The following is an 11,302-nucleotide window of genomic DNA, read 5'->3' as shown; positions in this document are numbered from 1 at the left end:
ACCTCTGTTAAAAGTAGTTTTAGCCGTGAAGGCTTGTAGGGGGTAAGATAACATAATATCTAACAATGGATTAAAGAGAGGATAAACCTCTCTTCTAAATTTAAAAAACAAAATTATTTAATCTCTACTTTTGCTCCAGCTTCTTCAAACTGCTTTTTAATCTCTTCAGCTTCTTCTTTGCTTATACCTTCTTTAATTGTTGTTGGACAGCTTTCTACAGCTTCTTTAGCTTCTTTTAGTCCAAGGCCAGTTACAGCTCTTACAACTTTAATAGCATTAATTTTCTTAGCACCAGCATCAGTTAATACAACGTCAAACTCAGTTTTCTCTTCTGCAGCAGCGCCACCAGCATCACCACCAGCTGCAACAGCGCCAGCAACTACTGTTGGTTGAGCAGAAACACCAAATTTCTCTTCAAACTCTTTCACCAATTCGCTTAATTCTAGAACAGATAGATTTGAAATATACTCGATTACATCTTCTTTTGTTATAGCCATGTCACTTCTCCTTCTTTTTATTTTAAGAATTTTCTTTTTGTTGTTTTATATTTTCAAGCACTGTAACAAAATTCTGTTTTGGTGCATTCCATACGTATAGTAAGTTTCTAAGAGGCGCAGTCCATACAGACAGCAACATACCAAGAAGCTCTTCTTTGCTCGGAAGCTTAGAATAGGCTTCAATCTTGGCAGGATCAGCAACCTCACCTTCAAAATAACCTTGTTTAATCTCAAAACCTTTCGGTGCTTCTTTAGCAAATTCAGTTACTGTTTTTGCTAAAGTTACGAGATCGTCACCCCAAACAAGGATATTTGTATCTTTAAGTTGGAAATCTTCAATACCGTTATTTTTTAAAGCAATTAAAGCAAGTGTATTTTTTACAACCTGAGCTTTAATCCCTTTTTCTTTAAGCTTTTTTCTAAAAGACTCCAACTCAGATACGCTCATACCTTTATAGTTACAATCTATTATAGCTGCTGCATTTTTGAACTCTTCAGTGAGCCTGGCAACAACCTCTTCTTTTTGAGCTCGTGTCAATTTCTTAACCTCCTTTCCGACAGAAGACTTCAAGCAGGTCTTATTTTTATGCCCACTATCTTCAGTCTAAGATAAAGTTTGAAGTTTTAAAATATGTTTCAAGTTTTTTTACTAACTTGAAACGTTAAACTTCAAACTTATTTAATATCCATTAATTCCTGAGAATCTAACTCTATTGCCGGACTCATAGTTAAAGATAAGGCAGCAAGTCTTATATATTTTCCTTTTGCGGCTGCAGGCTTAAGTTTATTAATTGCCGCTACAAACTCTTTTAAATTTTCTGCAATATGTTCTGCCGGGAAGCTAGCTTTTCCAATCCCTGCGTGAATATTACCTTTTTTGTCAACTCTAAAGTTTACTTGTCCACTCTTAGCATTTTTTACAGCTTTTGCAACATCCATTGTCACCGTTCCGGTTTTAGGGTTTGGCATAAGTCCTTTTGGTCCTAAAATTCTACCTATTTTTCCAACTAAACCCATCATATCGGGAGTAGCAATAGCTATATCAAAATTAATATTTCCGTTTTGAATCTCTTCTACTAAATCTTCAGCTCCGACAATATCAGCACCTGCCTCTTTAGCTTCATCAGCTTTAACACCTTTTGCAAAAACTGCTACCCTTACTTTTTTACCAGTTCCATGGGGTAAAACAACAGAACCTCGTACCATTTGATCCGCATGTCTTGGATCTACTCCAAGTCTTAAAGCCAACTCAACAGTTTCGTCAAATTTGGCAGATTTAAGATCTTTAACAGTCTTTGCAGCCTCTTCAACAGAATAGATTTTATTTCTATCTATTTTTTCTAATAGTTGTTGATATCTTTTAGAATGTTTTTTTCCCATTATTCTCTCCGCATTTTTTTTGCTACCGCAACTCTTTTAGATCTTTGCGGTCAAGATCGCTTAATCAACTATTTCAATCCCCATACTTCTACATGATCCCGCTATTGTTTTCATTGCGGCTTCAAGATCATTTGTATTTAAATCAGGCATTTTTGTTTTTGCAATCTCTTCAAGTTGAGCTTTAGTTATTTTTCCTACTTTATTTTTAAGTGGATTATCACTACCTTTTTGTATACCTGCGGCTTTTTTTATCAAATCAGTAGCAGGCGGTTGTTTTGTAACAAAAGTAAAACTTCTATCAGCATAAACTGTAATAATAACAGGGATGTTAAATCCCATCATATCTTTAGTTTTTTCATTAAACGCCTTACAAAACTCCATAATATTTACACCTCTTTGTCCAAGAGCAGGACCGACTGGAGGTGACGGGTTTGCTTTTCCGGCTGGTATTTGTAGTTTGATTTCACCAACAACTTTTTTAGCCATCTATTTTCCTTTCTAATAATTTAGATTATTTTTTCAACTTGCGAATAGAGAATCTCAACCGGTGTGCTTCTACCAAATATAGATACGTTTAGCTTCAATTTTCCATGCTCCATATCATACTCTTCTACAACACCGGTAAAATTAGCAAATGGTCCTTCGATAATGCGAACAACTTCACCGCGTTCAAAAGAGATTTTAGGTTTAGGCGCACCTTTTTGTTGTGCTTTTTCTAAAATTACTTTTACATCTTCTTCACTCAAAGGAGTAGGCTTTTTTGATTCGCCTATAAATCTGCCTACTTTTGGCATTGATTGTATTTTATGCCATAAATCTAAATCTAGTTCTAAAAGAGCGAAGACGTATCCTGGGTAAAGAGCTCTTTGTGTTATTTTCTTTTTTCCCTGCTTTACTTCTATTACATCTTCCGTAGGTACTATTACTTCTTTAATTTTTTCTTCAAGATGCTCATCTTTAGCTATATTTTCTATTGCTCTTTTTACTGCTTGTTCACTTCCGCCGTGAACCTGTATCGCATACCATTTATGTGTCATATAGTAGATTCCTTAATTACATTATATGTGAAAGAGTAAATGACATAGTCAAATCTATCAACGCCAAAAAAAGTGAAACAATCAGTACCACGACAAAAACAGCAATATAAGCATTTTTTACTTGGTCTTTTGTAGGGAAAATTACTTTTTGTAACTCTATCTTTGCTTCTTCAAAATATTTTATAAATTTTTCCATTTTATAAATCCTTTTATGGCAGGGCAGGAGGGACTCGAACCCCCAACACGCGGTTTTGGAGACCGCCGCTCTACCATTGGAGCTACTGCCCTATATTTAGGTTAAAGGTAATTAGGTTGAAGGAAAGACAAAAGTCATCTCTTCAACCTTCTAACTTCAGCCTTCAACCTTCTTAAAGTTTAGCTTCTTTATGTAGTGTGTGTTCTTTACAAAATTTGCAATATTTTCTTATTTGAAATTTCTCTGTATGAGTTTTTTTGTTTTTTGTCGTGTGATAATTTCTTCTATTACACTTCTCACAAGCCAAATGAATTATTTCTCTCATCTTTATGCCTTTTTAATGTTGGGGCAGCAATAGCCCCTAAAATTACTCGATTATTTTAGTTACAACACCGGCACCGACAGTTCTACCACCTTCTCTGATAGCAAATCTCGTTCCCTCTTCAAGAGCAATCGGTGCTATAAGTTCAGCCGTGATTTTTACATTATCTCCAGGCATAACCATCTCAGTCCCTTCTGGAAGAATAACGCTTCCAGTTACGTCAGTTGTTCTAACATAGAACTGAGGTCTATAACCGCTAAAGAATGGAGTATGTCTTCCACCCTCTTCTTTAGTTAGTACGTAAACTTCTGCTTCAAATTTAGTGTGAGGAGTTATAGAGCCTGGTTGACAAAGAACCATACCTCTTTCAACTTCCTCTTTTTTAGTACCTCTTAGAAGTACACCGACATTGTCGCCAGCTTCACCTTGATCAAGCTCTTTTCTAAACATCTCAACGCCAGTAACAGTAGTTTTTTGAGTTGGTCTTATGCCAACTATTTCTACCTCATCACCAACTTTAACTATACCTCTTTCGATTCTACCAGTAACAACTGTACCCCTACCAGAGATTGAGAAAACATCTTCAATTGGCATCAAGAATGGCTTGTCGATATCTCTTTCAGGAGTAGGAATATACTCATCAACCGCATCCATAAGCTTGATGATTTTTTCAGACCAAGGTCCAAGTTTTCCTTCTTTTGCTTCTTCTAAAGCTTTTAAAGCAGAACCTGCGATTACTGGTACATCGTCTCCTGGAAAATCATACTCGTTTAGTAGCTCTCTAACTTCCATTTCAACAAGTTCAAGAAGCTCAGGATCGTCAACCATATCCTCTTTGTTTAGGAATACAACTATATATGGAACACCAACCTGTCTTGAAAGAAGAATGTGCTCTCTAGTTTGTGGCATTGGACCGTCAGCAGCAGAAACAACTAAAATGGCTCCATCCATTTGTGCAGCACCAGTGATCATGTTTTTTACGTAGTCCGCGTGTCCAGGACAGTCAACGTGCGCATAGTGTCTTTTTTCAGTTTCGTATTCAACATGAGAAGTAGCGATAGTAATACCTCTTTCTCTCTCTTCTGGCGCATTATCTATCTGATCGTAATCTCTTTTTTCAGCGTAACCTTTTTCAGCCAAAACTGCAGTTATAGCAGCAGTCAAAGTAGTCTTACCATGGTCAACGTGACCTATAGTACCAATGTTAACATGTGGCTTGGTTTTGACAAATTTTTCTTTAGCCATCTTTTCCTCCGTATAATTTGATTAAAATTCGGGCTAATTCTACCAAAATATACCCAAATATTTTCTTAAGTTTTAATTTAATATCATTAGCGTTTATGATAGTGTCAATGTAAAATTGTTTCAAACACAAACACTTTCATTCAAACACTATATATTTTGGATGGAGCCCAGAAGCGGGATTGAACCGCCGACCTCTTCCTTACCAAGGAAGTGCTCTGCCACTGAGCTATCTGGGCACAACTCAAATCGCAATGGCAATATACAATGGAAGCAAAACTAAGTAGTAAAAGAGGTAATTAGTTCAGCTCCCAGTTCTGGAGCGGGAGACGGGACTCGAACCCGCGACCCTCAGCTTGGAAGGCTGATGCTCTAGCCAACTGAGCTACTCCCGCAAATGACACTTAATGGTGGTGGGAGGAGGATTCGAACCTCCGAAGGCGAAAGCCAGCAGATTTACAGTCTGCCCTCGTTGACCACTTGAGTATCCCACCAGTGTCTTACTGGTCAAACACTGATTTTATCAATGGAGCCGGTGAAGGGACTCGAACCCCCGACCTGCTGATTACAAATCAGCTGCTCTAGCCAACTGAGCTACACCGGCAAACAAATTGGACTGGAATTATACAAATTTTTTTTAGTGTTGTCAATAGATTGTATAAGTCCAATACATATGGCACTCATTATGATTTTCAAGAAGGTATTTTACCGGAGATTTAAAATTAAGTGAATAGTGTAGTATTTTGGTATTGTAATCGATGAGCCAGTGGGCAAGTTTTTTGTTAAATTCGTTAATATCTGTAAAGAGTAGGTCTTCATAATAGTCAATAAATTGTTCTTGAATGGTTCTATTGAAGCGTTCATTATGTGCGTTCATTTTAGGGCTTTTAGGATATGTTCAATAATGTGTGAGACCTTTTTGTTCTATTAAAGCGTCAAACTCTTTTTAAACCCAAATTTTTCATTAGATAATGATAAAATATTAAACCTACCATACAAGCGGAAAAACTAAAGGGAAGAGGGACTAACCAAATGGGTGAATTGAAGATTGGGTATATAGACAAGAATATTACGCCATTTGGAGGGATGAAAATATTAAAAGATTTTATGAATCGTAAAGGATAGATGTAGATAGTTTGACGATAGATTTGGATTCTACAGTTATAACAAGATATGGCAATCAAGAGGGAGCGAAAGTTGGCTATAATCCTAAAAAGCCTGGCAGACCTTCTCATCATCCTCTCATAGTCTTTATAGAACAGACGAAAATGGTAGAACGCTTGGCTAAGAAGCGGTAATAGCGTAAGTCTTAGCAGTTACAAAGCCTTTTTACAAGAGACATTCGAGAAAGTTTTGCAAGATCATCCTATAGGTTTAGTCAGAGCCGATAGCGGTTTTTATGCCAATGAACTACTCAAATGGCTAGAGAACAAAGAGCTAAACTACATCATAGCGGTAAAGTTCTATACAAATATCCAATACGAGATAGGTAAAATAACTCAATGGATATCGATAACAAAAGGGATCGATACAGCCATATTGTATCTCAAACATCCAAATAGTCCCTATCCTAGACGCTATGTTATTGTGCGAAAAAGAGTCGAAAACTATCCAAAAGCGACAGGTAAAACTCTTTTTGATGAACCGCTGTATAGATATAGCGCCTATGTGACCAATCTTTCTTTACCAGCAGATCAGATCTATAGACTCTACAATCAAAGAGCTGATGCTGAAAACCAAATCAAAGAGCTCAAATATGATTTTGCCATAGATAGTTTTGTACTCAAAGGCTTTTTCGCTACGGAAGCTTCCTTTCGATTCATTATGATGGCGTACAATATCCTAGCTCTTTTTAAACACTCTCTTTTACAATCAAATCAATGTCTTTCACAACTATCAGAGCCTATTGCTTTGCAATAGGAAGTTATATTACTAATCACTACTCCAATCAAAAAGTGCTCAAAATGGCTCTAGCCAAAAAAAGAAGAGCTTGGATGAACTCTCTTTTTGAAAAAAACAAGAATCTATCTCTTCCTATTGGTGGATTTGGATAACTTTTATCGCTTTTTAGTTGAGAAAAAAGATAAACTTCAAAATAATATCATTAAATTTTCTTATTCAAGAAGAACTCTATTGCAAAATCTGGGTTTAAAACTCATAAAGATTTTCGCTGTAAATACCAGTAGATTCTAACCAATTAAAAAGTTACTCTTGATACTGTCAAGTTTTGTTCGCAATTTTACTTTCCAGCAAGTTGTATTTCATTGGATATCAAGCAGCTTTAAGCTGCACCTCATAGATTTCCATCACCTCTTGAAGCTTTTGTGGATGAATATAGCTTCTCTCAATCTCCCAGTCTTCAGTGTACTCCATCAAGTATGTGGTAATGAGTCTAATATAGGACTCTCTTGATGGAAAAACAGATACTACTTTAGAGCGTCTTCTAATCTCCTTGTTGATTCTTTCTAACACATTTGTCGAACTTATCCTCCTTTTATCAATTTGCGGGAAGTGATAAAACTGCAAAGAGTCTTCCAATCCATTTTGAAGCACTTGGGTAGCTTCAGGGAATTTTTTGCCATATTCATCGATAATAGCTTGGGCTATAAGATAAGCTTCCTTTTTGCTGTTTTGCAGCCAGATTTGTTTGAGTTTGGCTGCAAATTTCTCTTTTGCTTTAGGTGGAACATGAGCCAGGATATTACGCATAAAATGGACTTTACACCGTTGCCATGATGCGCCAATAAAACTCTCTTTGAAAGCCTTTTGAATCCCTAAATGTGCATCACTGACAAGAAGGGCAATCTTTTCTATGCCTCTTTGTTTGAGTTTATCAAAAAAACTCTTCCAGCTCTCTACGCTTTCATTGACAAAAGGCTCGATCGCCAATACTTCTCTTTTTCCTTCCAATGTCACACCATAAGCTATCATAATAGCGGTAGATACCACTCTTCCTTCATAGTTTCTCACTTTCTCATACAAAGCATCAACCCAAACGAATGGATACTCTTTTTGCAGCGGTCTGTTTCGAAACTCTTTTACTTGTTCATCTAGCCCTTTATTGATTTGAGATACTTGCGAAGCACTAATATTTTCTATCCCCAACTCTTTGGCTAAACGCTCTATCTTTCTTGTGGATACTCCATTAACGTATGCCTCTTGTACCATTGCAATTAAAGCCTGTTCGCTCCTTTTTCTCTCTGTTATGAAAAATGGAATATAGCCTCCTTTTCTGATCTTTGGAACCATCAGATATACAGTGCCTAGTCTTGTATCGAATCTTCTTGGACGATAACCGCTGAAATAGCTTTTTCTCTCACTATTATGCTCACCTTTTTTAGCTCCAACTTTCATCTCGGACTCTATCTTCATCAACTGTTCCATCATCCATTTCATCATTGATAAAAGTGGATCTTCATCAACTACAAACTGTGTCATTATCTCTTTGAATATTTTTGTTTCATCTATTTTTTTGCTATTATTCCTCATGGATAGGCTTCCTCCTGTTTGCTTTATTCCTCACTGGGAAGTCTATCCAACTCTTTTGAAGATTTCAAAATCTAAAAAAGAGTCTTCAAGTGAAATTGCGAACTTTAGTGTACACTATCTTACTCTTATCCAAAATAATAGACTTTATTTTTACTTAATAACATTAAACCTTGTATATCAGAAGCGATACTAAAAGGTTTTATAATCAACTCTTTATTCTTATCCAATATACAAACATAATGCTTTTTACTTGAAACATCAATGCCAACATAATACATAAAACCCTCCTTGTGTTAGTCTAAATAAAATCTCACAGCTTCGCTATAATGCCCCTAAAATTTTAGACAACAAAATCTAATAAGGAGCTTCAAATTAGCTAAAATGATAAGAGGGAAAAAGAAAGGGGCTAAAGATGAGCAAAAAGAAAAAAAGCTATAGCGCAGAGTTTAAGACCAAAGTAGTATTGGAGCTATGAAAAGATGAGGAGCCTGCTGCAAAGATAGCAAGTAAATATGGTATCAGCGTTCAAACACTCAACCAATGGAAGAAGAAGTTTTTAGAAAACGCTTCTTTGGCATTCGATATCGCAGAGGCTACAAAAGAGTATAGAGAAAAGATAAAAGAGCTAGAAATTGAGAATGAAGTTTTAGCGAAAACTTTAGGAAAGACCACAATAGAAAGAGACTGGGCAGTGGGAAAACTAAAAAGCTTGGACTTATCAAGTAAGAAAAGTCTCGTCGAGTCCAAGCTTAAAACCATCTCTTTGACGAGACAATGTGAACTTTTGGGTCTCAATCGCTCCACACTTTACTATAAACCAAAAGGAATAAGCGAATACGATTTGAAGATTATGCGCCGTATCGATGAGATATATACCGATGTTGCAACCTATGGCTATCGTAGAATCCACGCTAGGCTCAAAGAGGAAGGTTGGCATATAGGTCATAATAAAGTACATAGATTGATGCAACTTTTAGGAATTGCTGCAATTTATCCTAAAAGAAAGAAACAAACCAGCACCAAAGCCAAAGAGCACACAATCTATCCTTACTCTTTGAAAGCCTTTAAAACGATAAAGGTCAAGTAGTTGTGGATAGACCAAATAGAGTGTGGAGTGGTATATTACCTATATCCCAGTCAAGGGTGGCTTTATGTATCTATGCGCCATTATCGATTGGCACTCTAAAGCCTTGCTATCGTGGAGGCTTTCCAACACACTATAGATGTATCATTAGTGACACAGACACTTCAAGATGCTATCGATATACATGGAGTACCCCAAATCTTCAATTCAGATTAAGGAAGTCAATATACAAGTGATAATCATACCAAACTTTTAAAAAAGTATGGCATCACAATCTCTATGAACTCTAAAGGAAGAAGTATCGATAACATTGCAATAGAGCGCTTCTTTAGAACACTCAAATATGAAGAGATCTATCTCAGGGAATATAGCAACGTTAAGGAACTCAGAACAGGCATACGAAACTACATCAAATTTTACAATTTCAATCGAATGCATTCATCTTTAAACTATAACAGACCGATGAATGTCTATCAGACATCAAAAGAAAAAGCAGCTTGAAAAGCTGAAAGATGAATGCTAAAAAAGTTGTCTTGACAAATGGGACAGTTTAAAAGGCTCCAAAATCCAACTACAAAGCAGAAGGTGTAAAAAAGTGCAATTGTAGTGCTAAAAAAGAGGAGTTAAAGATCTCTTGTAAATGCTCTAAAGATAAGTAAGAGAATCTCTTACTAACCAACAAAAATAAATTTTTTTTATCTTTCTGCTCATTCTGTATAATCTCTATTGATTTACTTGACTTTATCTCTTTCTTTTCATATAATTTTCAAAAAACAAAAAGGATTTACATGAAGAAACAGACTCTTGCTCTACATTACGGATATAATAAAGATGGCTTTAACACTATGGCTGTACCTATCTATCAAACCACCGCTTACGATTTTGAGAGTGCAGAACGTGCGGCAAATCTGTTTGCACTAAAAGAGCTAGGACCTATCTATACAAGACTAAACAACCCTACAACAGAAGTTTTGGAAAAGAGAATAGCCGCATTGGAAAAAGGCGCTGCAGCTATTGCAACATCTAGTGGACAAGCAGCCATCTTCTATGCTGTAGCTAATCTTGCCGAAGCGGGAGACAATATAATAGTAGCAAAAAAGATATATGGTGGTGCAACAACTTTACTAACACATACTATAAAAAGATTCGGTATAGAAGCTAGACTTTTCGATAGCGTTACAGTACAAGACCTAGAAGAACTCATAGATGATAAAACTAAAGCCATATTTTTCGAATCTCTTTCAAACCCTCACATCAGCATAGCGGATGTGGAAAAAATAGTTGAAATAGCCAACAAACACAATATTGTAACAATATGCGATAACACAGTAGCAACACCTATCATTTTCAATCCTCTAACAAAAGGTGTAGATGTTGTAGTACATAGTGCTAGTAAATACATAAACGGACAAGGGACTGCAATTGGGGGATTGATAGTAGAAAACAAAGAACTAAATCAAAAATTAATAGGCAATGAGAAATATCCTCAATTCAACGAACCGGACGAGAGTTATCATGGTCTAGTTTATGCAGATCTTCCTTTTGCTTTATTTACACTTAGAGTGAGACTCTCTCTTATTAGAGATATAGGCGCTGCTCCTGCACCCTTTAACTCTTGGCTACATATACAGGGTCTGGAAACATTAGCAGTAAGGATCAAAGAACACTCTAAAAATGCCCTTAAAATTGCTGAGTTTCTAGAAAAACATCCTAAAGTTTTGAAAGTGAACTATCCGGGGCTAAAAAGTGATGTAAACTATGAAAAAGCACAGAAATATTTCAAAGATGGATTGGCTTCAGGACTTTTGAGTTTTGATGTGGGTGATTTTGAGTTTGCTAAAAAGATTCTAAACAATACAAAAATTTTCAGTGTAGTTGTTAATATAGGTGATTCAAAATCTATTATAACTCATCCAGCAAGCACCACTCATCAGCAACTAAGTCCGGAAGAACTTGAAAAAACAGGAGTAACTCCGGGTCTAATAAGGCTAAGTGTTGGTCTTGAAGATTATGAAGATTTGATTGAAGATCTAAAACAAGCGATGGAGAGCTGAT

Annotated in this window: 12 protein-coding genes, 5 tRNA genes and 3 pseudogenes; 4 read left to right on the top strand and 16 right to left on the bottom strand. The window is 36.2% G+C overall.

The features are described from left to right. Positions 1–113: 113 nt before the first annotated feature. The 14 genes and pseudogenes from rplL to NIL_RS00890 form a co-directional block, all read right to left on the bottom strand. Positions 114–497, bottom strand: coding sequence for a 50S ribosomal protein L7/L12 (gene rplL / locus NIL_RS00955; protein ID WP_187647790.1), 384 nt, complete (start codon positions 495–497; stop codon positions 114–116). Positions 498–519: 22 nt separating this feature from the next. Next, on the bottom strand, positions 520–1,035 hold the full coding sequence (gene rplJ / locus NIL_RS00950) for a 50S ribosomal protein L10 (RefSeq protein ID WP_187647789.1): 516 nt from the start codon (positions 1,033–1,035) through the stop codon (positions 520–522). Between the two features lie 137 nt (positions 1,036–1,172). Next, on the bottom strand, positions 1,173–1,877 hold the full coding sequence (gene rplA, locus NIL_RS00945) for a 50S ribosomal protein L1 (protein WP_187647788.1): 705 nt from the start codon (positions 1,875–1,877) through the stop codon (positions 1,173–1,175). A 60-nt stretch (positions 1,878–1,937) separates the two neighbouring features. After that, positions 1,938–2,363, bottom strand: a complete 426-nt coding sequence (rplK, locus tag NIL_RS00940; RefSeq protein ID WP_187647787.1) for a 50S ribosomal protein L11 — start codon at positions 2,361–2,363, stop codon at positions 1,938–1,940. Positions 2,364–2,383: 20 nt separating this feature from the next. Further along, positions 2,384–2,914 carry a transcription termination/antitermination protein NusG gene (gene nusG, locus NIL_RS00935; RefSeq protein ID WP_187647786.1) on the bottom strand — a complete coding sequence of 177 codons (531 nt, stop codon included), beginning with the start codon at positions 2,912–2,914 and terminating at the stop codon, positions 2,384–2,386. Positions 2,915–2,930: 16 nt separating this feature from the next. Further along, positions 2,931–3,110: a preprotein translocase subunit SecE gene (secE, locus tag NIL_RS00930; protein ID WP_187647785.1), complete on the bottom strand. Its 180-nt coding sequence runs from the start codon at positions 3,108–3,110 to the stop codon at positions 2,931–2,933. Between the two features lie 16 nt (positions 3,111–3,126). Further along, a tRNA-Trp gene (locus NIL_RS00925) sits at positions 3,127–3,202 on the bottom strand. Positions 3,203–3,282: 80 nt separating this feature from the next. After that, on the bottom strand, positions 3,283–3,435 hold the full coding sequence (rpmG, locus tag NIL_RS00920; protein ID WP_187647784.1) for a 50S ribosomal protein L33: 153 nt from the start codon (positions 3,433–3,435) through the stop codon (positions 3,283–3,285). Positions 3,436–3,477: 42 nt separating this feature from the next. After that, a complete protein-coding gene (tuf, locus tag NIL_RS00915) occupies positions 3,478–4,677 on the bottom strand; it encodes an elongation factor Tu (protein WP_187647783.1) in 1,200 nt (399 codons plus the stop codon). A gap of 161 nt (positions 4,678–4,838) precedes the next feature. Continuing rightward, a tRNA-Thr gene (locus NIL_RS00910) sits at positions 4,839–4,913 on the bottom strand. Between the two features lie 79 nt (positions 4,914–4,992). Further along, a tRNA-Gly gene (locus NIL_RS00905) sits at positions 4,993–5,069 on the bottom strand. 13 nt (positions 5,070–5,082) lie between these two features. Then, positions 5,083–5,168: transfer RNA gene (locus tag NIL_RS00900), tRNA-Tyr, on the bottom strand. Positions 5,169–5,201: 33 nt separating this feature from the next. Then, positions 5,202–5,278, bottom strand: a tRNA-Thr gene (locus NIL_RS00895). 42 nt (positions 5,279–5,320) lie between these two features. After that, positions 5,321–5,620: pseudogene (locus NIL_RS00890) on the bottom strand (integrase core domain-containing protein); the annotation flags it as partial. A gap of 190 nt (positions 5,621–5,810) precedes the next feature. Between NIL_RS00890 and NIL_RS00885 the strand changes: the two are divergent. Together NIL_RS00885 and NIL_RS00880 are read left to right on the top strand one after the other, a co-directional pair. After that, positions 5,811–5,972, top strand: coding sequence for a hypothetical protein (locus NIL_RS00885; protein ID WP_187647223.1), 162 nt, complete (start codon positions 5,811–5,813; stop codon positions 5,970–5,972). Between the two features lie 40 nt (positions 5,973–6,012). After that, positions 6,013–6,594: pseudogene (locus tag NIL_RS00880) on the top strand (transposase); the annotation flags it as partial. A gap of 351 nt (positions 6,595–6,945) precedes the next feature. Here the strand turns inward: NIL_RS00880 and NIL_RS00875 are convergent. Beyond that, positions 6,946–8,163 (bottom strand): IS256 family transposase, encoded by a 1,218-nt coding sequence (locus NIL_RS00875; RefSeq protein ID WP_187647782.1) that lies wholly within the window; start codon positions 8,161–8,163, stop codon positions 6,946–6,948. Between the two features lie 125 nt (positions 8,164–8,288). Beyond that, a complete protein-coding gene (locus NIL_RS00870) occupies positions 8,289–8,441 on the bottom strand; it encodes a hypothetical protein (RefSeq protein WP_187647781.1) in 153 nt (50 codons plus the stop codon). A 134-nt stretch (positions 8,442–8,575) separates the two neighbouring features. Here NIL_RS00870 and NIL_RS00865 point away from each other — a divergent pair. Together NIL_RS00865 and NIL_RS00860 are read left to right on the top strand one after the other, a co-directional pair. Continuing rightward, positions 8,576–9,748, top strand: a pseudogene (locus NIL_RS00865) (IS3 family transposase). 287 nt (positions 9,749–10,035) lie between these two features. Continuing rightward, complete coding sequence (locus tag NIL_RS00860; protein ID WP_187647780.1) at positions 10,036–11,301, top strand: O-acetylhomoserine aminocarboxypropyltransferase/cysteine synthase family protein; 1,266 nt, start codon at positions 10,036–10,038, stop codon at positions 11,299–11,301. Position 11,302: the final 1 nt, after the last annotated feature.

The sequence above is a fragment of the Nitrosophilus labii genome, from assembly GCF_014466985.1.
Lineage (GTDB): Bacteria > Campylobacterota > Campylobacteria > Campylobacterales > Nitratiruptoraceae > Nitrosophilus_A > Nitrosophilus_A labii.
The sequence above is the reverse complement of the archived record's forward strand: the minus strand, read 5'-3'. Positions and strand labels throughout refer to the sequence as shown.